Genomic DNA, 26,283 nt, shown 5'->3' on the forward strand with positions numbered 1-26,283 from the left:
CGACGACTGTGCGGTGCTCGACGCTTCGGCTGACGGCATCCGGGGCGCCGTGCTCCAGCGATCTTCCCGAGTAGGGCACCCGGGCACACCTCGCCCGTCACGCGCGGCCGTCGGGCGTCACATGACGTCATCCGCCCACACGGAGCGACATCGGATGCCGGGCGTCCCGGCCGCGCGCGCCAGGATCATGGGCGGCGCGTGTGCGCCGACGAAACGGAGCGCCGACCCATGACGGACCCCAAGAGGCTGATCCTCAACCTTTTCGAGATGAACTGCGTCAGTCACATCACCCACGGCCTGTGGCGCCTGCCCGGCAACCGGCGCACGGAGTTCAACGACATCGAGTACTGGACCGACCTGGCGCGGCAGCTCGAGGCCGGCGGCTTCGACGCGGTCTTCCTCGCGGATGTCGTCGGAGCGTACGACGTGTTCCGCGGCGGCCCGGAGACGGCGATCCGCGAAGGACTGCAGATCCCCAGCAACGATCCGATGCTCGTCGTGCCCGCCATGGCCGCGGTGACGGAGCACCTGGGTTTCGGCATCACGTTCTCCACGACCTACGAGCCGCCGTTCTCCTTCGCGCGCCGGATGTCGACGCTCGACCACCTCACGAAGGGACGGGTGGGCTGGAACATCGTCACGTCGTACCTGCCCAACGCGGCGCGCAACTTCGGGCTCGAGGGCGAGATCGACCACGACACCCGCTACGAGATCGCCGACGAGTACCTCGACGTGCTTTACAAGCTGTGGGAGGGATCGTGGGATGACGACGCGATCGTCGAAGACCGCGAGCACGGCGTCTACGCGGATCCAGAGAAGATCCGCTACATCGACCACCACGGTCCGCGGTATTCCGTGGCCGGCCCGCACCTGTCCTCACCCTCGCGTCAGCGCACGCCGTTCCTCATCCAGGCGACCCAGTCGTCGCGCGGCATCGAGTTCGCCGGACGCCATGCCGAGCTGATCTTCACCGGCGGTCGCTCCTTCGAGCAGGTGAGCGGCACTGTCCGCAAGATCCGCGATGAACTCGAACGGCAGGGCCGGGCGCGCGACGACATCAAGTTCGTCGTGGGTGCGACGGTCATCGTCGCGGCCACGCGCGAGGAGGCCGAGGCGAAGCTCGCCGAGTACGACCGCTACGCCAGCATCGACGGGGTGCTCGCGCACGCGAGCCTGCCTTTCGATCCGACGGCCCACCCGGGTGATGTCACGCTCGGCGAGGCGCTGCGCCGTGAGGGACGCGGCGACGACCTCGCGTCGGCCTTCCTGCCGCAGGAGAAGACGATCGCCGAGTTCCTGTCGTCGATGAGCGGATTCCATCGCCAGCCGTTCATGGCCGTGGGCTCGGCCGCCGACGTGGCGGATCAGATCGAGAGCTGGCTCGACGAGCACGACATCGACGGCATCAACCTGGTGCAGTACCACTCCCCCGACACCGCGAGCGACTTCATCGAGTTCGCCGTACCGGAGCTGCGCCGTCGCGGGCGACTGCGCGATACCTACGTGCCCGGCGAGACCCTGCGCGAACGCGTGCACGGGGTCGGGCCGCGCGTGGCGGAGAACCATCCGGCGGCGCGCTTCCGCGGCGGCAAGAACCTCGACGAGTCGATCGAGGAGGCGAACCTGCAGACGGTGTGACGGACGCTGCGCTCAGCGGCCGATGGCGGCGTCGACGACGGATCGCGGCTCGGCAGAAGAGCCCTCCCCGTCAGACGGAACTGCGGAAGCGCAACCCCATCGATCGCGTCTCGGGTCGCAGCAGGGCATCGGGCCACACATCAGGACCGCAGGCGCGCGAGCCCAGACCGTTCTGGGCGGCGTCCAGGTAGAGGTAGGTGCGCGTCGGCTCCGCCAGCTCATGGGGATGTGTGGCGCGGTCCACCTCCTGAGTCGTGTGCCGTGCCAGCGTGAACCCCGGACGGCGCCCGCGCGTGTCCGCGTCGGCCAGCATCCGTAGCTCCGTCCGGCCGCCGCTCACGAGGTCGAGCTGACGCACATCGCTGCGGTGGCCGCTCTCCTGGGGGTACGCGTAGGGGAACGTCAACTGCTCCATGTCGGCGGCGTATCGGCCCACGAGCACGCCCCGACGCGAGTCAGGATACGATTCGCCCGGCCCCGTGCCGAACCATCCGGCTGCGTCGACCGCCAGGGGAAGATCGAAGCGCACGCCGAGGCGGGGCCACACGATGTCCCATCGCGACGAGGGGATGAACCGGAGCGAGAGCCGCACGTCGTCGCCGTCGAGCTCCCACCGCTCCTCGAGGGTCACCGCGGCACGCGTGTCGGCAGCCGCCCACCGGGTGCGCCTCTCCACCACGGTGTCGGTGCGCTCGATCCCGACGACGCGGGAGCTGAGCCTGTCGAGCCCCGCCTCTCGCCATCGCGAGGCATGCGATGGTCCCGGAACTCCCAGTCCACGACCCTCCATCGGATCGCTGACGTCGTAGCTGCCCATGTGCGAACCGTTGTCATTGTCGGTCGGGGCACGCCAGAGCTCGAGGCGGGGTCCGTCCACGGCGAGCGCGCCGAGGGAGACGAGGTGGCCGTCGACGAACTCCGCAGGGCCGAGCCGGTACCGTCCCGCAATGTCGAGCGGCACGTCGGAGGCCCTGACCGCGGCTCGGCTGGGCGCGACGGCAGGCCCCGCGGCCGCCGGAAGCGGCACCTGTCGCGCGGCGACGACATGTCCACCCGGCGCCCATGCCGTCTCCGCCGCGAGTGCAGCGGTCACCGTGAACCACAGCTCGCCGCCGCCGTCTCGGGAGACGCTCGCCAGGTCGATGCGAGCGCTGCCCTCCTCTCCCGCACGTACCGCCCCGCCCCCTGCACCGACGAACTCCAGCGATCCGGACAGCTCCTCCTCGCCGTCGCGCTCCACGCGCCAGGGGAAGACCAGATCACCCGTGTCCGCAGAATGGCGGAGATTGCGGAGGCGGACCAGGACCGCGCCCTCTTCGACGTCGAGCTCGAAACGGATGGGAGCCGCGACGGCCGCGAACTCCACCAGGCCGGGACTCGGCGTACCGTCGGAAAGGACCATCCCGTCCATGCAGGTGTGTCCGTCGTGCACGCCGGCATCCGCGAAATCGTCCCCGTAGGCGAAGAACTCCACACCGTCGGCCGTGCGCGCGCGGATGCCGTGGTCGCGCCACTCCCAGACGAAGCCGCCGTGCAGCCGGGGGTACTGCTCCGTGAGATCGACATACCGATCGATGCCGCCGGGTCCGTTGCCCATGGCATGGACGAACTCGCACATCACGAACGGCTTGGTGCGCTGTCGCGCCGACTGCACACCTGATGCATCCTGCAGCAGCGCGGTCGATTCCGATCCGATGCTCACGAGCTCGGCGATCGCCGGATACATGCGCGAGTACACATCGGTGTACTCGCCGGCGCGATCGCCCTCGTAGTGCACGGGGCGTTCCGGGTCGCGCGTATGCAGCCACTCCGACATCGCCGCGAGGTTCGCGCCGGTGCCCGATTCGTTGCCGAGCGACCACATGATGATGCTCGGATGATTCTTGTCACGCTCGAACGTGCGCTCCATGCGATCGAGGTAGGTCTCGCGCCACGCGGGGTCCTCGCTCGGGTTGTCCATCCACTCGTCGACCCCCGAGGAGAACATGTCGCTGCCGTGATGGAACGCGTGGGTCTCGATGTCGCACTCGAGCATGACCCAGAAGCCCAGCTCGTCGGCGAGATCGAGCATGCGCGGATGCGGCGGGTAGTGGGCCGTGCGGATGGCATTGACGTTGTGTCGCTTCATCAGCTCGAGATCGCGGCGCACGAAGTCCTCGTCGAACCCGCGGCCCAGATCGGGGTGCGAGTCATGACGGTTCATGCCGTGCAGCACCACGCGCCGGCCGTTGACCAGGAAGAGGTCGCCCCGCACCTCGACGCTGCGGAAACCGAGGCGAAGCGAGATGGTTTCCGCACCTCCGCGGCTGACGACCTCCGCGTCGTACAGACGGGGGTGCTCAGCCGTCCAGGCCTCGACCTGGCGCACGGCGATCGGGGTGACCTGTTCGCGGCTCGCCCAGAACTCGTCGATGTCGAGCTCGGGCACACGCAGCCGCAGCGGGTACGCGGCGTCGGGCGCCCGCACCTCCACGGCGACCACTCCCGAGCCGCTCTCGTGGTCGTATGCCGCGCGCACCCAGACGTCGTCGATTCCCGCTGCCGGGCGTGCCTGCAGCGTGACGTCGCGGTAGATGCCCGGGAGCCACCACTGATCCTGATCCTCCACATACGTCGATGCGGACCACTGGTGGACTCGCACCGCGATCGTGTTCGTTCCGGCGCGCACCGCTTCGGTGACGTCGAACTCCTGCGCGAGTCGCGACCCGGTGCCCACGCCGATCTCGACACCGTTCACCCACATGCGGTAACGCGATTCGACGCCGTCGAAGCGCAGCACCACCGCCTCGTAGTCGTCACGCTCGAGCCAGGCGGCCGGGATCTCGAACGTCCGTCGGTGATCGCCCGTCGGGTTGAGGTCGGGCGAGAACGGCGGATCCTGCGGGAAGGGCAGTTGCACGTTCGTGTACTGCGGCGTCCCGTAGCGCCCCTCGCCGTGCAGAACCCAGTGGCTGGGAACCGGGAGCTCGTCCCATGCGGAGTCGTCGAACGAGACAGCGCCGACATCGTCCGGCTGCTCACCGTCGGGCAGCACGCCCCGCGCGCCCAGCGCCCCGGGCACTCCGGCCAGCAGCCGGAAGCGCCAGAGTCCGTTCAGCGAGATCATGGGCGCGTCCGAGTGCAGCCAGGAGCGTGCGGCACGGCGGCGTCCGCGTCCCGGGCCGATGTCGTCGACGTAGTGCAGCTGGTCCCGCATGTGGTCCTCTCAGCAATGTGTCGCGGCGCCCGCGGCCTGGAAGGGCCGTTCGTCACACCTCGGTGATCCGGTACACGACGACGCGTTCCGGGAACGACCCCGGAAGATGCACGCCGACCGATTCCAGCGCGCGCCCGCTGAGGACGACGCCCGTTCCGTCGCCGTACCACTGCGGATCAGCACGCCCCTCGTCGGGGGTGCCGATCGTGACCGGAGCGATGCGGTATCGCTTCTCGGGATGCAGGTTCGGCACGGTGAACCGGCCGCGCGGGGAGATCGTCGACCGGCCAAGGAAGGCGAGGAAGACGAGCGCCTCGGACTGATCCTCGGCGATCGCGCCGTAGACCTGGAACGCCGGATCGATCGTGTCGGCGCGCATCATGTCGCCGGTGTGCAGCAATGCCCGATGCGTCTTGTAGAAGTCGATCCACGCGGCGAGGTCGGCGCTCTCGCGGTCGGTGGCCCTGGCGAGATCCCATTCGATGCCGAAATGGCCGAACAGCGCCGTGGCGGCGCGGAACGACAGCTCATGCGTGCGACCGGTGGTGTGATTCACCGTCGCTCCGATGTGAGAGCCCAGCAGCTCGGCGGGCATCAATTGCATCGTCCACCGCATCATCTGCTGGCGCTCCAGCGGATCGATGCAGTCGCTGACCCAGACCCGGTCGGTCCGCTCGATGACGCCGAGATCGACGCGAGCGCCGCCCGACGAGCACGATTCGATCTCGAGTGCGGGGAACCGGCGCTTCAACTCATCCATCAGGGCGTATGTCGCGAGCGTCTGCGCGTGCACACCGGCCGCCCCGGTGGGGGCGGTCCCCGCGTCGATGAGATCTCGGTTGTGATCCCACTTGATGTAGGCGATGTCGTGCTCGGCCAGGATCGCGGTCATGTCGGCGAGCACGTGGTCGTAGGCCTCAGGGATCCCGAGGTTCAGCACCTGCTGATTCCGGCCGCGGAGCGGCAGCCGCCCTCCGGTCTGCATGATCCATTCGGGATGCGCGCGCGCCAGCTCGCTGTCTTCGTTGATCATCTCCGGCTCGAACCAGAGCCCGAACTCCATACCCGACGCGGTCACCCGCTCGACGAGGGGACCGAGGCCGTCGGGCCAGACGTCTCGGTCGACCGTCCAGTCGCCGAGACCGCTCGTGTCGTCGCGGCGCCCGAGGAACCAGCCGTCATCGAGCACGAAGCGCTCGACGCCGAGGGCTGCGGCGCGATCCGCGAGGTCGAGAAGGCGGGGCACGTCATGGTCGAAGTAGACGGCCTCCCAGACGTTCAAGGTCACCGGGCGGGGCCTGGTCGGGTGGCTCTCGCGTGATCGGAGGAAGCGGTGGAAGCGGTGCGCCTGCGCGTCGAGGCCATCGCCATAGGCGCCGTACACCCACGGCGTCCGATAGCGCGCGCCCTCCGCCAGACGCACCTCGCCCGGAAGAAGGAGCTCTCCTCCGCCGATGACCTGCGCGCCCGCCGACAGCTGTTCGGCGTAGTGACGGTGGTTCCCGCTGAAGCCGACGTGGATCCCCCAGACCTCCCCGGAGGAGAACTCGAACCCGGGCGTTCCCACGCTCAGCACCGTCGCGGCATCCGGCCCTGTGCGCCCTTTGCGGCCTTCGCGTTCGTGGATGCCGACCACGAGGTCGTGGCGCTGCGGCACACGTTCCCGGCTCCAGCGGCCGGCGAAGTCGAGCACCTGGCGCGCCCGGACGGGCACCGGGAACGCCAGGTTCACGTCGTCGACCGTGTAGGTGCCGTCGGCCTCGTTGTGCACCTCCGCCCGCGTGCGCAGCAGCCCACTGTCGAGGAGTTCCAGCTCGAGAGCGAGGCCGAGTCCCGCCTCCGGATCGTGCGCGTGGAACACGAGCAGCGCCGCGCCGGTCTCGATCAGTCCCCCGTCGGAGACCGCTGACCCGTCGAGCTCGATCCGCTCGAGGACGAAGCGCGGAGACCAGGATGTGCCCTCGCGGTGCCCGACGAGGCCGGGCTTGCCCTCCCAGCCGGCGTGGTGCTCCGGGAGCACCCCCACCCGAACGGCGGCGTCGACCACGTTGCCGGCCGACGGCTCCACCGCCGCGACCGCGAGTGACACGACATCGTCGAAGGTCTGCTCCCCGAGACCCGCGCCCCAGTGCACGATCGAGGGGAGCCGCCCCTCCGTGACGTCGAGCACCACGCTCACACCGGCGGCGGCGAGGTGGACGTACGTGTCCGGGACGGCGCCGGTCATGCCCCGGACTCGCGCGGCTCGACGAGCTCGCGGGTGTGGTAATCGATCAGGCCTTCGGGCGACGTCAGCACCGGGCGATCGAAGTCGCCCGTGAGGTACATCGGCGTGATGAGATACGACTCCCGTGCCTGCCGCGGCCGCGCCCAGCGCACCCCGTTGGCGATGACGCGCTGCACGTCGGGGTGGTGGTACACCGGGTAGATCTCGTCACCCGGGCTGAAGTAGAAGACCCGCCCGTGGCCGCGTCGATACGTGATCCCGCTGCGGAACACCTCGCCGCCGGAGAAGCTGCTGATGAAGATCAGCTCATCCGGTTCGGGGATGTCGAAGTACTCGCCGTACATCTCCTGGCCCGGGATGATGAGCGGCTGGGGCACGCCTTCGGCGATCGGATGCCGCGGATCCACCGTCCAGACCAGCTCCCGGTCGTTGTCGTTCCGCCAGCGCAGACTGCACGTCGTGCCCATCAGCCGGCGGAAGATCTTCGAGTGGTGCCCGGAGTGCAGGACGATGATCCCCATGCCCTCCAGCACATGCCGCTGGATGCGTTCGACGACCTCGTCGGAGACCTCTTCGTGCGCCGTGTGGCCCCACCACAGCAGCACGTCGGTGGCCGCGAGGGTCTCCTCGGTCATGCCGTGCTCGGGCTCGTCGAGCACGCGTGTCGACACCGTCACGTCGTCGCCGAGCAGACGGGTGATCCCTTCGGCGATCGTCGAGTGCATCCCGTCGGGGTAGATGCCCCGCACGACGGGGTTCACCTGTTCGTGACGGTTCTCGCCCCAGACGACGACGCGGATGGTTTCGGTGGAAGTGGGGGTGAGGGTCATCGGGCGCCTCCTGACGCGTGAGGGTTCGCCCGGGGGGAACTCCCCCAGGGCCGGGTGGCAATGGCTTCCGCGGCACTCGGCCACGAGCGCAGCAGGTCGGCGACGTCGTCGCGCTGTTCGTCGGCGATGGCCTGCGCGAGGGATTCCTCCAGGAGCTCCTCGAGCACGACACGGTCGCCCCCGCGTTCACTGCTGCGGATCGCGCCCTCCACCATCGCGAGGGTCAAGACGTTGGTCCGGACCTCGTTCTGCGGGGTGACGCCGGAATCGAGCGCGCTCACGAACTCCTCGAGAGCCCCCTCGATGCCTTCGCTCGCCTCGGCGACCTCGAACCCGATGTCTCCGGCATCCACCTGCACGACGTGATCGCCGTCCCAGCTCGCGGCCCCCTGCTCGGCGTAGATGCGCCAGTCGGCGTTCCAGGACGTCTGCAGGCCCGGAGTGCACCGGCTGCCGGAGTACACGAACCGTGCTCCGGAGGCGAGGTCGAAGGTCGCGGTCGCCGCGGCGTCGCCGGCGAACCAGCTCCACGGCGGGTTCCATGACGCGCACCGCACCGACACCGGCTCGTCCGCGGTCAGGTAGCGGAGCATGTCGAAGTGGTGCACCGACATGTCGACCAGGAGCGGATGCGCCATCTGCTCGCGGAATCCGGGCTCGTGGTCGGCGTGGAAGAACTGCGCGTGCACGGCACCGAGCGCCCCGAGCTGCGCGGCCGCATCGCGGAAGGCGGCAAGGTGGCGGAAGTAACGGCGCGATTGGCTCGCCATCAGCAGCTCACCGGTCAGGTCGGCCAGCGCCACCTGACGGAGCGCCTCCGCGACCGTCGGCGCCAGGGGTTTCTCGCACAGCACCGGCAGGCCCTGGCGCATCGCCTCCTCGTTGACCACGCGGTGGGCCTGGGGCACGGTGACGTTGATCACCGCGCGGGCACCCGATCGCTCCACGACGTCGGCGAGAGAGGATCCGACCGCGGCATCCTCCAGTCCGATCGACGAGACGGTCCGCATCGCGAGGTCGACATCCAGGTCGACGACGCCGACCGGCTCGGCGTGAGCGGATCGCGCGAGCATCCGGAGCCACTCCCCGCCCATCGCACCGGCACCCACGACGATGACGGGCAGCCTCTGCGGAGGCGCGTCTGCTGTGGTCATCCGAGTCATCCTTTGATCGCACCGCCCAGGCTCGTCCGCAGCAGATGCTTCCGCACGAAGACGTAGAGGACGGCGGGCGGCACCAGGTACACGATCGCACTGGCTGCCAGCAGACCCCAGTCGACCTGGTTGTACTCGCTGAAAGCCCGGAAGAGTCCGATGGAGAGCGGGTACAGCTCCGAGCTCTGCAGCAGCACGAGGGGGGTGAGGAAGTCGCCCCACACGCCCATGAAGCTGAGCATGGCCGCCGCCCCCAGCCCCGGTCCGACCAGGGGGAGCACGACCCGCCAGATCGCCTGGAGACGGGAGTTGCCGTCGATCCACGCAGCCTCTTCGAGTTCGATGGGCACCGCGGCGATCGTGCCCGCCAGCAGCCAGAGGGTGACGGGCAGCTGGAAGGCCGCCTCGACGATGATCAGGCCGAACAGCGTGTTCGAGAGTCCGATGTTGACCATGATCAGGTACAGCGCGACGATCGTGGCCGGCGCCGGGATCACGCGGATCAGGAGGATGCCGAACATGAAGAACCGACGCCCCTTGAACCGGTACCGCGCGAGGGCGTATCCGCCGGCGAGGCCGAGCGCGAGGTTCAGCGCCGTCGCGCTGACGCCGATGACGAGGCTGTTCACGAGCAGCTGCGGCGTGGCGGCATCCGTGAAGAACTTGACGAAGTTGTCCATGGCGAACGTGGGCCACTGCACGGTCGGTCCGGCCTCGGCGTCGACCGCGCTGAGCACGACCCACGCGAAGGGCACGAGGCAGAACAGCGCCATCAGGGAGATGAGGATGTAGCCCAGCGTCCGCTGGACGGCGGCGACCGGCGTCAGGGGGCGCTTCCGCATCTTCTGCATCGGCACCTCCCCGGAGGTCTGGGAGGAGCGGGAGACCACGGATGTCATGTCAGACCTCCACTTTCGCCAGGCGCACGTACACGACGCCGAGGACGAGCACGATGACGAGCAGGATGATGGATGCTGCGCTGCCGATCCCGATCTGCGAGAACTGCAGAGCGCGCTCGTAGATGTAGATCGCCGCGAGCCGGGTCTGACCGCCGGGTCCTCCCTGCGTGAGGAAGTAGACCAGGCCGAAGACGCCGATCGTGCTGATGGTCGTCAGGAGGAGGTAGAGGAAGACCGGGCCGCGGATGAGCGGAAGAGTGACGTGCCGGAAGACCTGCATGGCGGTCGCGCCGTCGATCCGGGCCGCCTCGATGAGCTCGGCGGGAACGTCTTCCAGGGCCGCTTGGAACATGATCATGGCGAAGGCCACGCCGCGCCAGATGTTGACGATGATGATCGAGGTGAGCGGCACGACCTGGAGCCAGGCGGTCGGCTCCGAGCCGAACACGCCGGTCAGACGATTCAGCGTTCCCTCGGCGCTGTTCGAGAGCACGCTCGCCCAGGCCAGGGATGCGACCACCTCCGGGACGACCATCGGCATCAGCACGGCGGCGCCGAAGAAGCCCTTCCCTCGCAACCACGGGCGGCTGAGGAGGATGGCGGCGACCATTCCGAGAACGGTCTGACCGATGATCGCGCTCCACAGCGTGAACGCCGCAGTCTGCCCGAGCGACCCGAGGAAGTCCGCGTTGTTCAGCAGATAGACGAAGTTGTCGATGCCGACGAACTGCGGGTCTCGTGCCGCGAATCCTGTGAGCTGCGTGTTCGTGAACGCGAGATAGACGCTGTATCCCGCCGGAACCAGGATGAACAGGAAGATCAGAGCGAACGAGGGCCCGAGCAGGAGGAGGATCAGCGGCCAGTTGCGCGGGCGACGCCGAGTCGGCGACGGCCCGGAGGCCGCCGCCGACCTGGACGCGGGAAGCGTCGAGGTCACTGCTTCACCAGATTCGGGCCCAGAAGGTCCGTCGCATCAGCGACGAACGCGTCGTAGGCCTCCTGGCCGCTCGCTCCGCTGAGGATCATCTCCGTCGCCGTGGCCACGGCCTGTCCGATCTGAGAGGCGCCGTCACCGGTCACCACGTAGACGCTGCCTTCGAGGTCCTTGCCCGCCTGCAGCAGCTGCGGCTCCTCCGAGTAGGGCGCGACGTCGTCGAGGTCGTCGCGGGCGGATGCGGCTCCCGAGGCGACGAGCTGCTCGGCGAGGGGCTTGCCGCTCGACAGGTACTTGATGAACTCGAACGCGGCATCCTTCTTGTCCGAATCGGCGGAGATGGCGTAGCCGCCGCCGGTGCTGCTCCAGCCGTACGGCTCGTCACCCGACTGAAGGCCGGGCCACTGCCACGTGGAGACGCGTTCGGTGAGACCGTCGATCGGGGCTGCTCCCTCGGGGCCCCAGTCGAACTTCCAGCCCCAAGTGCCCTGCGCCGCGACCTGGATGTCACCCTCGGGGAACTTCGTGTACTTCGTCGGCTCCCACGGGTTCGGGTTCTGCAGGTCCTGGACGGGCAACAGGTCGTTCTCGACAAGATCGGCGTAGAGCTCGAAGACCGCCAGCCAGCCGGGGCTCTCGAGATCCCAGGTGTCGGTCTCGGGGTCGTAGTACTCCTTGTCGGTGCCGCCGAGGAGGGGCTGGAAGCCCTCGCCCCACGTGCCGCCGCCCCATGCGGTGCCCGCCGGGATGACGAGCGGCGTACCACCGGTCGCCTCTTTGACCGCGACCAGTCGCTCGATCAGGTCGTCCCACGTCTCAGGCTGGGACGTGTCGATCCCGAGCTCGGTCAGGATGTCCTGACGGTAGAACAGGTTCAGCACTCCGGCTCCGGAGGGGATGCTGTAGATCTGGCCGTCCTGGCGGGTCATCGCCTCTTTGACAGCCGGGTAGTAGTGCTCCCAGCCGTCCCAGGCCTCGAGCTGGTCGTCGAGCGGGGCGAGATAGCCGGCGGAGGCCCAGGAGATGGCCATGTTCTCGCCGATGTCCAACACGTCGGGCGCTTGACCTGCGGCGAGCTGCTGGGTCATCTTCGTCATGAACTGCTCGTCGGTCAGCTTGTCGGCGATCAGCTCGACCTTGATGTCCTTGCCCTGCTTGGCCATCTCGGCCTCGAAGCCCGGGATCTCCTTGCCGATCGCATCGATGTTGGTCTGCTTGGTCTCCATGATCGTGATCGTCACGGGGCCGTCGCTTTCGTTGCTTCCTCCCGCGGAGCAGCCGGTCAACCCGGCGGCGGCGACTGCGGTGGCTGTGAACGCAGCGACAACATAAGAACGCTTCATTGCGATGCCTCTCCTGGGCCCACCCCGTCGGCTGCTTTGCCGATCCGTCAGCTGATCCCCGCCATCATGTTAGGACAATTGCGAAATATCGTCAACGATTCTGGGCACCTTTGTACTAACATGACATACTGCCCACCATGTCAGTTCATCCGAGGACGGAGGCCGCATGACCGACGGAGTACAGCCCGTGGTGCTGCCGGTCGAGCAGCTTCTCCCGGCGACGGCACAGCCCGCGCCGCTCTGGGTCCGCCTGTCGACCGGACTCGAAGCGGCGATCGCCTCCGGCTCGCTGCCGACGGGCGCGCGCCTCGAGAACGAGGTGTCCATCAGCGAGCGCCTGTCCCTGTCGCGCCCGACGGTGCGCCGGGCGATCCAGGAGCTCGTGGACAAGGGGCTCCTCGTGCGGAGGCGAGGGATCGGCACGCAGGTCGTGCACGGATCGGTCGCCCGGCAGATCGATCTGACGAGCCTCCACGACGACCTGGAACGATCCGGTCGGGTGCCCTCCACCCGGGTGCTCGATGTGACGCTGGCCCACGCCGCTCCCGAGATCGCCTCGCAGCTCGGGATCGCCTCCGAGGCGCGGGTCCTCAAGATCCGCCGGGTGCGATTCGCTGACGCGGTGCCGATCGCAGTGCTGGAGAACTACCTGCCCGACACGTACGCCGACATCACCGCCGAGACGCTGAAGGCGGGAGGGCTGTATCACGCGCTCCGTGACCGCGGTGTGACGCTGCGGGTCGCGCGCCAGCGCATAGGCGCGCGCCGCGCGACGGTCGACGAGGGCCAGCTCCTCGACATCGGCCGGGGGGCTCCGGTCCTCACGATGGACCGGACCGCCTACGACGCCGACGGCGCTGCCGTCGAATATGGACATCACTGCTACCGACCCGATCTGTACGGCTTCGAGATGACCCTCGTGGACCGTGGCCCGTTGCCGTGACCGTCACGCTGCAGGACGTGGCCGCGCTGGCGGGAGTGTCGATGAAGACCGTGTCGAACGTCGTCCGGCACTATCAGCACGTCCGCCCCTCGACCCGTGCGAAGGTGCAGCAGGCGATCGATCAGCTCGGATACGTGCCGCACAGCGGTGCCCGGCGCCTGGCCTCCGGCAGGACCGGCATGGTGGCCTTCGCTCTGCCGGCGATCGAGGCGCCCTATTTCGCCGAGATGGCCGCGCTCATGTCGACGGAGGTGGAGGGGTTCGACTACCGCCTGCTGATCGAGCAGACCGCCGGGGGGATCGACGAGGAGCGGGCCGTTCTGCAGGGCCGTGAACACGGGCTCATCGACGGTCTCGTCTTCCAGCCGACGCTCCTCTCCGCCCCGGACATCGAGAAGCTGAGGAGCACGACCCCGCTGGTCCTGCTCGGGGAGATCCCCCCTCCCCCGGCGGTGGATCATGTGATGGTCGACAACCTCGCCGCAGCTCGGACGGCGACCTTCCATCTGCTGCAGTCCGGGCGCACGAGGGTGGCCTTCCTGGGTCGCAACCACGATGTCGGGCACGTCACCGCGACTCTTCGCCTCGCCGGCTACCGCGCGGCCCTCGAGGAACGCGGTGCCGAGCGGGGCGACGACCTCCTCATCCCGATGACGCGCTTCGGAGCCTTCGCCGCCGAGGCCGCCGTCAGCGATGCCCTCCGGGCGGGCGCGCAGTTCGACGGTCTCATCTGCTTCGACGATCTCTCGGCGATCGGCGCGATGAAGGCGCTCGCACGGAGCGGGCGCTCCGTGCCCGACGACGTCGCGGTCGTCGGGTGGGACGACATCCTCATGACGCAGTTCACCACTCCCGCCCTGACGACGATCAGACCCGACAAGGCGACGCTGGTCCAGACGGCGTTCTCGTTCCTCCGCGATCGGATGGGCGGGGAGCGCGGAGAAGGACGCCACGCGCTGGTCGGATTCGACCTCGTGGTGCGCGGGAGCACCGCCACGTAGATTTGCAGCGCTGGAAAAAGTGCGCCACAGTATCCGCATGGACACAACGACGTCATCCGCATCCGAATCCATCGGCTCCTACCCGCGTCCGCAGCTGCGGCGCCCCCTGTGGCACAGCCTCGACGGCGAGTGGCGCTTCGCCTACGACGATTCCGAGATCGGCACGTCCGAGAAGTGGTTCCGTCAGGGGGACTTCCCGCAGACGATCGTCGTGCCGTACCCGCCGGAATCCCCCGCGTCCGGCATCGGCGACCCCTCGTATCACCCGGTCGTCTGGTACGCGCGTACCCTCACCGCCGACGAGACGGCACGTGACGATGACGCCGCACGAGTCGTGCTGCACTTCGGCGCCGTGGACTACGCCGCGACGGTCTGGGTGAACGGCAGCCAGGTCGCCACGCACGCAGGAGGTCATTCCCCCTTCTCTGCCGACATCACCGATTACCTCGACGGCGGCGACGACCTGCTCGTCGTGCGCGCCGTCGACCGTCCGCTCGACGTGGGGCAGCCGAGAGGCAAGCAGGAGTGGCTGCCCGAACCGCACGAGATCTGGTATCGCCGGACGACCGGCATCTGGCAGCCGGTCTGGCTCGAGCAGGTCGCACCGACGCACATCACGGAGCTCTCCTGGCGGGTGACGCGTGGCACCGACAGCGTGGAACTCGAAGTGCTCGCCAACCGGCCGCTCACCGCCGGTGCCACCGTCGACGTCGAGCTGAGCTACGACGGAGAGCCCCTGGCGCGCGTGTCGTCCGTGGTGACCAGTGCGGGCGCGCCCCTCATCGTGATCCCCCTACGGGATCAGCGCAACGGCCAGCACTACGAGAAGCTGACCTGGTCTCCGGAGAATCCCCGCCTCATCGATGCGACCGTGACCGTGACCGACGGCGACTCCGTGGATACGGTCGAGTCCTATCTCGGTCTGCGCACGGTCGGCACCGCTGCGGGGCGCTTCCTCCTCAACGACCGGCCCTACTTCGTCCGGGCGGTGCTCGAGCAGGGCTACTGGCCCGAATCGCATCTCGCCGCACCGAGCGCCGACGCCCTCCGCGCCGAGGTCCAGCTGATCAAGGACATGGGCTTCAACACCGCGCGGATCCATCAGAAGGCGGAGGACCCGCGGTTCCTCTACTGGGCCGACCGGCTGGGTCTGCTGCTCTGGGGCGAGGCTCCCGCCGCCTACGAATTCACCACGAACGCCATCGCCGACCTCACCCGCGAATGGCTGGAGCTCGTGCGCCGCGATCGCTCGCACCCGTCGGTGGTCACCTGGGTGCCGTTCAACGAGAGCTGGGGGCTACGCGACATCCTGACGGATGCTCCGCAGCGCGCGTTCTCGCGCGGACTCGCCGATCTCACCCGCGCGCTCGATCCGACCCGGCCCGTGATCTCGAACGACGGGTGGGAGCACACGCACTCCGACATCCTCACGGTGCACGACTACGACGGCGACCCCGAGACCTTCGCGCGGCGCTACGCCGATCACGATGCGCTGAAGACGCTCTTCTCCGGCTACGGGCCCTCCCATCGGATGCTGATGGCGGAGGGCGAGGCCGACACCGCCGCCCTCCCGGTGATGGTCAGCGAGTTCGGCGGGGTCAAGTACGAGAGCGCACCGTCGGAGCCCGCCTGGGGATATACGACGAGCACCACCGTCGAAGAGCTGGAGAGTCACCTGCGCGGGATCTTCGGCGCCCTGCTCCAGAGCAGGGTCCTGTCGGGCTTCTGCTACACCCAGATCACCGACACCATGCAGGAGGCCAATGGACTCGCCGACGAGAACCGCGTGCCGAAGCTCCCGCTCGACGTGATCCGGTCGATCGTGGCGGCCGAGTCACACTCCACGCCCTGATCGCACGAGTGCCCATCGGGCGGCGACCTCTGGTCGTCGCCCGATACGCGTGTCAGCCGAGCAGCGGTCGCTGAGCGGTGCGGAGACGTTCGTAGTCTTCTCGGGCCTCGCGAGTGCTCGCGAGCGTCGAGCTCTCGGCGACGGGGACGTCCCACCAGCCTCCGCCATCGGGGCCGTAGCGGAGCGGATCCGCATCGACGTGGATGAGCGTCGTCGTCGAGGACTGCTTCGCCCGACGCACGGCGGCGTGAAGATCACCCGCCGCGTCTGGTCCGGGAGCGACCTCGATCACATCGACCCCGTACGATCGCGCGTTCGCCGCGAGGTCCACCGGCACGAATCGTTCTTCGACGAAATCGAGCGTCTCGGGGTCCTGCGCCCGGTACTTGGTGCCGAATCGCGCCGACCCGACGGTCTCCGACAGATGCCCGATCGAGGCGTACCCGTGGTTCTGGACCAGCACCACGATGATCTTCAGCCCTTCGGCGACGGCGGTCACCAGCTCGGTGTGCAGCATCAGGTACGACCCGTCTCCGACGAGGACGAGCACATCGCGGTCGGGGGCGGCGCGGCGGACCCCGAGGCCGCCCGCGATCTCGTAGCCCATCGTGGAGAAGGCGTATTCGACGTGGTAGCCGAGCGGGTCGCGCACGCGCCAGAGCTTGTGCAGGTCACCCGGCAGCGATCCCGCGGCCTGCACGAGCACGTCCGTCGGGTCGCTCGCGGCGTTCACCGCACCGATGATCTCCGGCTGGCCCAGCAGGTCCCCACCGGTCGGCGCGAGCGCCCGATCGACGACAGCATCCCACCGGCTCTTCTCCTCGGCGATGCGCTGCGCGTACTCGGGCCCGACCTGCCAGCCCTCCAGCGCCGCGTGCACGCCCTCGATCGCTCGGCGCGCGTCGGCCACGACGGGGAACGGGGTGCCGTGCTTGTACGCGTCGAACGACGCGACGTTGATGTTCACGAATCGCACCCCCGGATGCTGGAATGCGGTGCGACTGGCCGTGGTGAAGTCGCTGTAGCGGGTTCCGATCCCGATGATGACGTCGGCGTCGGCGGCGAGCGCGTTCGCCGCCGTCGTTCCGGTCGCACCGACGCCGCCGACGTACCGGGGGTGATCCCAGGGAAGGCTTCCCACGCCGGCCTGGGTCGCACCGACCGGCACCCCCGTGGCGTCGGCGAAGGCCCGAAGCGCGTCCTCCGCGCCGGAGTACAGCACGCCGCCGCCGGCGATGAGGAAGGGCCGCTTCGCCGCGCGGATGACCTCGACCGCCCTCGCGAGCTCCTCCGGCTCGGGCACGGGTCGACGCACATGCCAGTCGCGCGGCTGCAGGAACTCCTCGGGCACCTCGAGCGCCTCCGCCTGCACGTCTTCGGGCAGAGCGATCGTCACGGCGCCGGTCTCGGCGGGGTCGGTCAGCACCCGCATCGCCGCGAGGGCGATCGAGAACAGCTGCTCGGGGCGTTGCACCCGATCGAAGAACCGCGACACCGGGCGGAAGGCGTCGGTCACCTGCATCCCCGGATCGTGCGGGTGCTCCAGCTGCTGCAGGACGGGGTCGGCGACGCGGGTGGCGAAGGTGTCAGAGGGCAGCAGGAGCACGGGGAGCCGGTTCGCCGTGGCCAGCGCCGCGCCCGTGAGCATGTTGGCGGCCCCGGGACCGACGGATGCCGTCGCCGCGAAGGTCGCGCGTCGCCGTCGCATCCGGGCATAGCCCACGGCCTGGTGCACCATCGCCTGCTCGTTGCGGGCCTGGTGGTAGGGCATGAGCCCCGGCTCGTCGGTGTGCAGCTGCAGCAGGGCCTGTCCGACGCCCGCGACGTTGCCGTGGCCGAAGATGCCGAAGGTGCCCGCGATCGTCCGCTCCCTGGTGTCGCCGTCGACCGTCCACTGATTCGCGAGAAAGGTCATCAATGCCTGGGCCACGGTCATCCGGCGCGTGCGGCCGTGGCGGGGTGCAGCGCGGTCGAGATCGTCGTTCGGTCGTGTCACTGCGTGGTCTCCTTCGACAGGTACGGCAGACGCGGATCAGGGTGCTCTCCGCTCCAATGCTCTCGGATCCAGGCCTGTGCGGGGTCGTCGGTGATCCGCCATGCGCGTTCCGCCCCGGGGCCGGCCATCACGTTGAGGTAGTAGAGGTCGTACCCCGGCGCGGCGACCGCGGGCCCGTGGAACCCGTAGGGGACGAGGGCGATGTCGCCGGTCTCCACGCGGGCCGCGGTCTCGATCGCCCGGTGGTCGGAGGCATAGGCGGTGAACATCCCGAACGGCCTTGCGTCGAGCGGCGCCTGCACTCCCCGCGCCACTGCGGACTCGAAGTAGTAGATCTCCTCCAGCTCGCTCTCGGATGCGCTGGCGCTGTCGTGTTTGTGCGGCGGATACGACGACCAGTTCTCCGCGGGGGTCACCACCTCGCAGACGATGAGCCGGTGTGCCGCGAGCGCCCCGGGAACGCCGAAGTTGTGCACCTGGCGCGTTGACCGCCCGGCGCCGCGGATCTCGACCGGCACCCGGTCGCGCCGCAGGAGTGACGGCGGCAGCTGCCGGGTCGTCGGCGATTCGGCGACGGCGACGCGACCGACTCCCTCGATCCGGAACCCGGTCATCGTGCCCACGTACAGCACGTCGGTCGGTCCGTCGAAGACGGATCGGCGTCCCTCGAGCATCCATCGTTCCTCGGCCGTCGAAACGACGAACGATCCCGCGAGGGGAACGATCATGCGCTCCGCCGCAGACGGCGGCAGGGTGATCGTTCCGTCGAGTTCGGCGACGCGGATGCCGGTGTGCTGCCATCCGGGATGCTCCGCTCCGACCACGCTCTCCCAGCGCCCCTCGGCGAGCGAGCCTCGGGGGAACACCCATTCGTTGGTCGTCATCGCCCACGCATGTGCGTACGCGCCGCCACGGTCTCATGCACGAGAGAGGCGGCGATGTCGATCGCCCGGACGACGTCGTCATCATGCGGATAGAGCAGGGAGCGTCCCACGACGAGCCCGCGCATTCCGGGGAGTGTGAGCGCGTGCTGCCACGAGGCGAACGTCTCGTCCTGGCCCGTCACCGGGTCTCCCCCGAGCAGCAGCGTCGGCATCGTCGCGGCTTCTGCAACGCGTTCCATGTCGGCGACCACCGGGAGCTTCAACCAGGTGTACGCGGAGGAATCCCCCAGACCCGCAGCGATGGCGATCGAGCGGATCACAGCATCCGTGGAGAGGTCGTTGACGAACCGGTCCCCGTTCCGCCGGCTCATGAACGGCTCGAGCATGATGGGCAGCTGCGCGGCGGCGGCGGCCGAGACCGCTGCGGCCGATCCCTCGAGCACCGAGGCGGTCCCGGCATCCTCCAGGTTGATGCGCAGGAGCAGCTTTCCCAGGTCGATCCCGTCGCGCACCAGCGCCGGCACGTCGTAGGCGGTGAACCTGTCGTCCATCTCGAACGCCGCACCCTGCAGGCCACCGCGGTTCATCGAACCGACGACGACCTTGTCATCGAGCACGCCGAGCAGAGCGAGGTCCTCGATGATGTCGGGGGTGCCGAGGACGCCGTCGACGCCGGGTCGCTCGAGCGCGATCGCGAGACGCTCGAGCAGAGCCACTCGACTGCCCATCGCGAACCGGCGTGCGCCGACTCCCAGCGAGCCGCGCGCCGGGTGGTCGGCGGCGATGATGAAGAGGCGACCGTCGTCGCCGAGCAGCGCGCGCCGTCGTCGTTCGCGCAGCGTCTGCCCGACCAGGGCGGGATTCTCCGCCCGGATCCGTCGGATCTCCGCGATGTCAGGCACGCGCGACCGCCTTTCCGAGGAATTCCTCGACCTCAGCCGCATCCGGCATGGCTGTGGAGCACTCGCGTCTCCCGGCGACGATGGCGCCGGCCGCGTTGGCCCAGAGCATCGTCTGCTCCAGCCCCCACCCGGCCAGGAGACCGTGGCAGAGCGCACCCCCGAACGCGTCGCCCGCGCCCAGACCGTTCACGACATCGACCGCGAACGGGGCGACCTCCACGCGTTCATCCTTCGTCTTGGCGAGCACACCCTTCGGGCCCTGCTTGACGATCGCGAGTTCGACGCCTCGCTCCAGCAGGGCGTCCGCTGCCCGATCAGGATCGGTCTCATCGACGGCGATCTCGCACTCCTCGCGGTTGCCGACCGCCACGGTCACATGATCGAGCGCTCGAGCGACGTGTTCCCTCGCCACCTCCGCGCTCTCCCAGAACATCGGACGGTAGTCGAGGTCGAGCACCGTGAGCGGACGTCGGTCGCGCGCACGCCAGGCCGCGAAGTGCGCGGATCGACTGGGCTCTCGGCTCAATCCGGTGACGGTCGACCAGTACACGCGAGCGCCGATCACCGCGTCGAGGTCGATCTCGTCGGCATGGATCACCAAGTCGGGTGCGATCGGGTCGCGGTAGAAGTAGAGGGGAAAGTGATCGGGCGGAAAGATCTCGCAGAATGTGACCGGAGTGTGCAGCTCAGGTACGACGTCGACGAAGCGGTCCGAGACACCCAGGCGCACAAGCTCGCGGCGCGCGTAGCTGCCGAACGGGTCGTCTCCGGTCCGGGTGATCAGCGCGGATGTGCGGCCGTATCTGGCGGCAGCGATCGCGACGTTGGTGGCCGAGCCTCCGAGGTATCTCCCGAAGCTCGTCACGTCTTCCAGGCCCACGCCGTCTTGCAACGGATACAGATCCACGCCGATCCGCCCGATGGCGAGAACGTCGATCGACGACGCAGGTGGACTGGGGTTCACGGGTGATCCTCTTCGATCAAGAGCCTTCATTTGTTCTAACAAATAGAGACTAGAGCCTGAACACACGATTGGCAATCGCGCACGCTCCGTCGGGTCAGGAGCGCGCGCACGCACCGAGGCTCGTCGGGGACGAAGGGAGTGGCGGCGGTCTATGACGCTGATCCGGGCGCTGAATGAGCCTGTCGGGTGCTGAGCCGAAGTCTGCGTGGTGAGAAATCGACGTCAACGACGGGTACACGGGTGGTGGGACGACCGGTAGCCGCCCCGGGTCGACGTCGTCGTGTCAGCGGCCCAGCCATCCCCCGTCGACCGGCAGGGTGATCCCCGAGACATAGTCGGATGCCGGTGCGGCGAGGAACACCGCGGCCCCACCGATGTCGGATGCCGCGCCCCAGCGTCCCGCGGGGATGCGCTCGAGGATCGACCGCGAGCGCTCCGGGTCGTCCTGCAGCGCCTGGGTGTTGTCGGTCGCGATGTAGCCGGGGGCGATCGCGTTGACCGTGACGCCGCGGGCCGCCCACTCGTTCGACAGTGCTTTGGTGAGACCGGCGATCGCGGACTTCGCGGCCGCATACCCGGGCACGTTGATGCCGCCCTGGAACGCGAGCAGGGAGGCCGTGAAGATGATCCTGCCTCGGCCGCGCTCCAGCATGCCCTGCGCGAGCGCCTGGGTGAAGGCGAACTGACTCGACAGGTCGACCTGGATCACCTCGTCCCACCATTCGCTCGGATGCTCGGCGGCGGGGGCTCGACGGATCGTGCCCGCGTTGTTGACCAGGATGTCGACGGGCCGGTCACCGAGTCGAGCGCCGAGCGCTGCGACGGCGTCGGGGTCGGCGAAGTCGCAGGCGAAGGCCTCGAACGCGCGTCCGCGCGCGGCGACGGCATCCCCCACCGCGCTTCGCTCGGGATCGATGGACGCACTCACCGCGATGATGTCCGCGCCCGCGTCGGCGAGCGACTCGGCGATCGCGCGGCCGATGCCGCGGGATGCGCCCGTCACGACGGCGAGACGTCCGGTGAGGTCGAACGGGCCGCTCATGCGCCGGCTCCGACGTCGACGAGGATCTTCAGCGCGTTCCCCTGCTCCAGATCGTCGAACGCCGACTGCACCTGCGAGAGCGGAACGACCTTGGTGATCAGCAGCTCTGTCGGGATCGCCCCCTCCGCGAGCAGTTCCACCGCCGTGTCGAAGTCGCGCCGCTCATAGACGCGGGCGCCGAGCAGACGCAGCTCGCGCCAGAACACCCGCTGCAGATCGATCGGCCGCGGAGTCGGATGGATCGCGACCACCACGATCGTTCCGCGGACCTTCGCCAGCGACGTCGCTCCCCGCACCGCGGCCTCCGCGCCGGAGACCTCGAAGACGACGTCGGCCCCCGCACCCTCCGTCCACCGGTCCACCCAGGCATCCTGGTTCGTCACACGCGGGTCGAGCGTCTCGAAGCCGAGCTCGGCGATCTGCGCGCGTCGGGCGGGTGCCAGCTCGATCACCGCGACCTCGGCACCGAAGTGGCGGGCGACGCTCGCGATGAGCAGTCCGATCGGCCCGCCGCCGATCACGACCACCTTGTCGCCAGGACCGAGTTCGGAGCGTCGCACGTCGTGCACGGCGACCGCTGTCGGCTCGGCCAGCGCGGCGATGTCGAGGGGCATGTCGTCGGGCAGGGGGATCAACCATTCGGCGCGCACGTTCCAGCGCTGCTGCAGCGACCCCGGGGAGTCGATCCCGACGAAGTCGAGGTTCTGGCAGATGTGCTGATGACCGGCGAGGCACGCGGGGCAGGTGCCGTCCCACTCCAGGGGCATGACCGTGACCCGGTCGCCGACCGCCCACCCTTCGACGTCCGCGCCGATCTGCTCGACGGTGCCGCTCATCTCGTGCCCGAAGACCAGAGGAGTCGTCACGCGCGCGTCCATCGATCCGTGGATGATGTGCATGTCGGTGCCGCAGAGGCCCGTGAAGGCGACGGCCAGCTGCACCTCTCCGGCGGCGGGAGCCTCGGTCGGCTGTTCTGCGACCTCGACCCGGCCCGACCCGATGTACGACACGCTCTGCATGGCAACTCCTACCGCAGTCAAAGATATGATGAATTCACTGTAGCGCGAATGGAGAATCATGAACGGTCGGCTTTCGCCCGAGCGGCTCGCACTCCCCCGGATCGGCCTCGGCGGCAGCGCCTTCGGCAACCTGTACCGGGTGACGAGCGACGAGGACTGCGCCGCGGCCATCGACGCGGCCTGGGATGCCGGCGTGCGCTACTTCGACACCGCGCCCCACTACGGACTCGGACTGTCCGAGCGTCGGCTGGGCGCCTTGCTCGCCGACCGGCCGCGGTCGGAGTGGATCCTGTCGACCAAGGTCGGCCGCCTCCTCGAGCCCTCCCCCGAGCACGCCGACCGCCTGGACGACGACTTCGCGGTGCCCGCCACGCACCGTCGCGTCTGGGACTTCTCACGCGACGGGATCCTGCGCTCCCTCGAAGCGAGCCTCGAGCGACTCGGCCTGGATCGGATCGACGTCGTGTATCTCCACGACCCCGACGATCACGGGGAGCAGGCCTCCACCGAGGCCGTCGACACCCTGATCGAGCTGAGGGATGAGGGCGTGATCCGGGCGATCGGAGCCGGGATGAACCAGTCGGCGATGCTGGCCGAGTTCGTGCGCCGGTGCGACATCGACGTGGTCATGCTCGCCGGCCGGTACACGCTGTTGGATCGCTCGGCGGAAGCGGATCTGCTCCCTCTCGCGCAAGAGCGCGGAGTGGCCGTCGTCGCCGCAGGCGTGTACAACTCCGGCCTGCTGAGCCGTGCACACGTGGACCCGGCTTCGCGGTTCGACTACCGGACGACGCCGGAGCATCTCGTTCGCCGCGCAACACGCCTCGCCGAGATCTGCCGCTCGCACGGAGTGACGCTGCCGGATGCCGCGGTGCACTTCCCCCTGCGGCATCCGGCGGTCGCATCGGTCGTGATCGGCGCGCGAGACAGGCGGCAGGTGGAGCAGGGCATCGAGCGGGCTTCGGTACCAATCCCGGAGAGCCTGTGGGACGAGATCGACGCCTCGCTCAGCGAGGAAAATCTCGCATCCGAGGACGAATTCATTTGATGATTACCGATAGAGTGTCATCAACGCCGTTGTTGCACTGACCGCCGGGAGGAACCGCGCCGTGTCCGAAAGATCCGGGTTCTGGAGTTCATCCGCTGCTCTCGATTGGGAGCACGGCCTCGTCGCGGGGACGGGCTCGCTCGGCGCCGTGCTGTCCGGCACCCCGGCACGGCATGTCGTGCACGTCTGTCACGAGGAGTTCTTCCTCCCCGTGAACTCGGCGATCCCCGCACCGCGCATCGGCGAGCGGATCGCCGACGTCCGCGCGGCGCTCCTCGCCGGGGACGCGGATGCCGCGGCTGAGATCACCTCGGCTGCCGCCGCGCAGGACGGATTCGACGGGCGATTGATCTGGACCGACCCGTTCATCCCGGTCGGCGCGATCTCGTGGACGCCCGACGACCCGACCGAGGAATCGACCTACCGCAGGGTCGGCGACTTCACGACGGGTCGGGTCGCAGCGGAGTGGACCACCGCCGACGGAGAGCGGAGCAGCATCGCCCTGATCCCCGACCGCGCCGCGGGAACCCTGGCGCTCGAACTCTTCTCCACCCGCGGGGCGGCCGGTGTGCTGTCTCTCGACTTCGGTCCTGACGAGCGGATCGAGGGCGACTACCCCTCCACCGACTACGGCGTCTTCCTGGCCCCTTCCGAGCCCGTGTTCGAGGGCCGTCGGCTGACGGTCGACGTCGAGGTCGACGCGCAGGCACTGCCCCCGTTCGTCCGCGAGCATCCGCCGAGCCCGTCGCAGCCCACGGGCGCCCGACTCGAGGTGGATGTCTCCGACGACCTCGACCCGCACCCCGTCGACGGCGGCGTGCACGTGCGGCTCCCGGCAGGTGTCGCCGTACGCCTGCCGATCCACGTCGAACTGTCCGGCGGTCGCGTCGAGCCGATGCCACAGGCCGATGCTTCGCACGCATCCCTGTTCGCCGCGACCTCGCTCGATCTGCACAGCGGCGTCGACGACGCCGTCTCCTACGACGACGTGCTCCTCGGGGCACGGACGGGTGACGCTGACCACGTGCTGGCCGCACTCGAACTCGCCTTCGCGTCGGGGCGGCACACGATCATCTCCTCTACCGGGGTGCTGCCGCCGACGCTGGTCGGCATCTGGCAGGGAACCCGTCGGCCCGCCTGGTCGGGCGACTGGACCCAGAACGGCAACGTGCAGCACGGTGGAGTGGCCTCGCTGGTCGCATCCGGCACCCCGGAGCTTTTCACCTCCTACCTGCGGGCGATCTTCCGTCACGTCGAGGACTACGTCGAGAACGCCGAGCGCGTGTTCGGCGCCGAGGGCTGGCTGCTCCCCGCCCGCTTCGACTCGCACGGCCGCAGCAATCACTTCGCCACTGCGTATCCCCACCTCTACTGGATGGTCGGTGGGGCGTGGGTGCTCCGGCTCGCGTGGGATCAGTTCAGCGCGACCGGCGACCTCGGGCTGCTGCGCGAGTACGCCTGGCCGCTCGCCCGGAACGTCATGGCGTTCGCGACGTCGGTCGCGTCCGCCGATGAGGCCGGAACCCTCCACCTCGCGCCGTCGTACTCCCCGGAGAACACCCCGGCCAATCGCACGAACCCGCTCGCGGTCGACGCGACCATGGACGTCGCCGCGTTCCGCGACGCCGCGCGGCTCAGCATCCGGATCGCCGAGCTGCTGGGCGAAGACGTCGATCGCACGGCCTGGGAGTCTTTCGCCGAACGTCTTCCGCCGTACCGCGTCGCCGACGACGGGACCTTCGCCGAATGGCTCGATCCGCGGTTCGACGAGCAGCTCGCGCACCGTCACGTCTCGCAGCTCTACCCGTTCTGGTACGAGCAGGATCCCGCGGCTGAGACGCCCGAACTCCGCGCGGCGGCGCTCGAGACGATCCGCCGGAAGCTGGACTGGCGGGACGAACGACCCTGGGCCGGACGGGACGGCCACCAGGAGATGGCGTTCGGTCTGGTCGGTCTGGGCCTCGCAGCCGCGCGGCTCGGGGATGCGGACTCCGCGCTGCGGTGCGTCGAGTCCCTCGCCCGCGACTTCTGGCGCCCCAACGCCGTCTCCACGCACGACGGCGACTCGATCTTCAACGTCGACGCGAGCGGGGGGCTCCCCGCCGTCGTGATCGAGATGCTGATCCAGTCGCAGCCCGGATCGCTGACGATCCTCGCCGCGCTGCCCGCGTCATGGCCCTCCGGTTCGATCCGCGGCGTGCGAGCGCGCGGCGGCGTCGTGATCGAGGAACTCACCTGGGATGCCGACGGCGCAACGCTCTCGCTCGCGCTCGTTCCCGGATCGGATGCCGCCCGCCAGGGCGATGTCGTGTCGGTGAGCGGCCTGGGCACCTCGCTCTCGGTCGATCTGTCGCGCGGACCGCGCACCGTCCGACTCGATCGCGCCCCCCAAGCGACTACAGACCACTGAC

At 69.0% G+C, this 26,283-nt stretch carries 19 protein-coding genes; 6 read left to right on the plus strand and 13 right to left on the minus strand.

Annotated features, from left to right (window positions below; genetic code table 11):
- Positions 1-228 precede the first annotated feature (228 nt).
- The gene (locus tag QFZ21_RS08250; RefSeq protein ID WP_307376525.1) at positions 229-1,638 is read left to right on the plus strand and encodes an LLM class flavin-dependent oxidoreductase; all 1,410 of its coding nucleotides are present in this window, start codon (positions 229-231) and stop codon (positions 1,636-1,638) included.
- Between the two features lie 70 nt (positions 1,639-1,708).
- Here QFZ21_RS08250 and QFZ21_RS08255 read toward each other — a convergent pair whose 3' ends face one another.
- Genes QFZ21_RS08255 through QFZ21_RS08285 form a run of 7 tightly spaced genes read right to left on the minus strand, consistent with a single transcriptional unit; the run spans position 1,709 to position 12,119 of the window.
- Positions 1,709-4,834, minus strand: coding sequence for a glycoside hydrolase family 2 TIM barrel-domain containing protein (locus QFZ21_RS08255; RefSeq protein WP_307376527.1), 3,126 nt, complete (start codon positions 4,832-4,834; stop codon positions 1,709-1,711).
- 52 nt (positions 4,835-4,886) lie between these two features.
- Positions 4,887-7,061, minus strand: a complete 2,175-nt coding sequence (locus QFZ21_RS08260; protein ID WP_307376528.1) for an alpha-galactosidase — start codon at positions 7,059-7,061, stop codon at positions 4,887-4,889.
- Positions 7,058-7,891 (minus strand): ThuA domain-containing protein, encoded by an 834-nt coding sequence (locus QFZ21_RS08265; protein WP_307376530.1) that lies wholly within the window; start codon positions 7,889-7,891, stop codon positions 7,058-7,060. Before QFZ21_RS08265 ends, QFZ21_RS08260 begins: the two co-directional genes overlap by 4 nt.
- On the minus strand, positions 7,888-9,045 hold the full coding sequence (locus tag QFZ21_RS08270) for a Gfo/Idh/MocA family protein (RefSeq protein WP_307376535.1): 1,158 nt from the start codon (positions 9,043-9,045) through the stop codon (positions 7,888-7,890). The genes QFZ21_RS08265 and QFZ21_RS08270 overlap by 4 nt, the downstream gene beginning before the upstream one ends.
- Positions 9,046-9,050: 5 nt before the next feature.
- Complete coding sequence (locus QFZ21_RS08275; protein WP_307376538.1) at positions 9,051-9,944, minus strand: carbohydrate ABC transporter permease; 894 nt, start codon at positions 9,942-9,944, stop codon at positions 9,051-9,053.
- Position 9,945: 1 nt separating this feature from the next.
- A complete protein-coding gene (locus QFZ21_RS08280) occupies positions 9,946-10,881 on the minus strand; it encodes a carbohydrate ABC transporter permease (protein ID WP_307376540.1) in 936 nt (311 codons plus the stop codon).
- On the minus strand, positions 10,878-12,119 hold the full coding sequence (locus QFZ21_RS08285; protein ID WP_307376542.1) for an ABC transporter substrate-binding protein: 1,242 nt from the start codon (positions 12,117-12,119) through the stop codon (positions 10,878-10,880). Before QFZ21_RS08285 ends, QFZ21_RS08280 begins: the two co-directional genes overlap by 4 nt.
- Positions 12,120-12,387: 268 nt before the next feature.
- Here QFZ21_RS08285 and QFZ21_RS08290 point away from each other — a divergent pair, with 268 nt between their 5' ends.
- From QFZ21_RS08290 to QFZ21_RS08300, 3 genes are read left to right on the plus strand one after another with little or no spacing between them, the layout of a single operon-like run.
- Entirely contained in the window at positions 12,388-13,164 is a 777-nt protein-coding gene (locus QFZ21_RS08290) for a GntR family transcriptional regulator (RefSeq protein WP_307376545.1), read from the plus strand.
- Positions 13,161-14,165 (plus strand): LacI family DNA-binding transcriptional regulator, encoded by a 1,005-nt coding sequence (locus QFZ21_RS08295; RefSeq protein WP_307376548.1) that lies wholly within the window; start codon positions 13,161-13,163, stop codon positions 14,163-14,165. The genes QFZ21_RS08290 and QFZ21_RS08295 overlap by 4 nt, the downstream gene beginning before the upstream one ends.
- A 37-nt stretch (positions 14,166-14,202) precedes the next feature.
- Positions 14,203-16,017 (plus strand): glycoside hydrolase family 2 protein, encoded by a 1,815-nt coding sequence (locus QFZ21_RS08300; RefSeq protein ID WP_307376550.1) that lies wholly within the window; start codon positions 14,203-14,205, stop codon positions 16,015-16,017.
- A gap of 52 nt (positions 16,018-16,069) precedes the next feature.
- On the opposite strand, the gene iolD is transcribed toward QFZ21_RS08300, so the two are convergent.
- From iolD to QFZ21_RS08330, 6 genes are all read right to left on the minus strand, one after another.
- Entirely contained in the window at positions 16,070-17,953 is a 1,884-nt protein-coding gene (iolD, locus tag QFZ21_RS08305) for a 3D-(3,5/4)-trihydroxycyclohexane-1,2-dione acylhydrolase (decyclizing) (protein ID WP_307381262.1), read from the minus strand.
- Between the two features lie 56 nt (positions 17,954-18,009).
- Positions 18,010-18,897 (minus strand): 5-deoxy-glucuronate isomerase, encoded by an 888-nt coding sequence (gene iolB / locus QFZ21_RS08310; RefSeq protein WP_307376553.1) that lies wholly within the window; start codon positions 18,895-18,897, stop codon positions 18,010-18,012.
- Positions 18,894-19,841, minus strand: a complete 948-nt coding sequence (locus tag QFZ21_RS08315) for a deoxyribose-phosphate aldolase (protein ID WP_307376554.1) — start codon at positions 19,839-19,841, stop codon at positions 18,894-18,896. The genes iolB and QFZ21_RS08315 overlap by 4 nt, the downstream gene beginning before the upstream one ends.
- Positions 19,792-20,793: a 5-dehydro-2-deoxygluconokinase gene (gene iolC / locus QFZ21_RS08320; RefSeq protein ID WP_373426007.1), complete on the minus strand. Its 1,002-nt coding sequence runs from the start codon at positions 20,791-20,793 to the stop codon at positions 19,792-19,794. Before iolC ends, QFZ21_RS08315 begins: the two co-directional genes overlap by 50 nt.
- Positions 20,794-21,046: 253 nt before the next feature.
- Positions 21,047-21,805: an SDR family oxidoreductase gene (locus QFZ21_RS08325; RefSeq protein WP_307376559.1), complete on the minus strand. Its 759-nt coding sequence runs from the start codon at positions 21,803-21,805 to the stop codon at positions 21,047-21,049.
- Entirely contained in the window at positions 21,802-22,824 is a 1,023-nt protein-coding gene (locus tag QFZ21_RS08330; RefSeq protein ID WP_307376561.1) for a zinc-binding dehydrogenase, read from the minus strand. Before QFZ21_RS08330 ends, QFZ21_RS08325 begins: the two co-directional genes overlap by 4 nt.
- A 58-nt stretch (positions 22,825-22,882) precedes the next feature.
- Here QFZ21_RS08330 and QFZ21_RS08335 point away from each other — a divergent pair, with 58 nt between their 5' ends.
- Entirely contained in the window at positions 22,883-23,872 is a 990-nt protein-coding gene (locus tag QFZ21_RS08335) for an aldo/keto reductase (RefSeq protein WP_307376563.1), read from the plus strand.
- 61 nt (positions 23,873-23,933) lie between these two features.
- Positions 23,934-26,282: a glycoside hydrolase N-terminal domain-containing protein gene (locus QFZ21_RS08340; protein WP_307376566.1), complete on the plus strand. Its 2,349-nt coding sequence runs from the start codon at positions 23,934-23,936 to the stop codon at positions 26,280-26,282.
- The last annotated feature ends 1 nt before the right edge of the window (position 26,283 follow it).

Origin of the sequence: Microbacterium sp. W4I20 (assembly GCF_030816505.1) — a bacterium.
Lineage (GTDB): Bacteria > Actinomycetota > Actinomycetes > Actinomycetales > Microbacteriaceae > Microbacterium.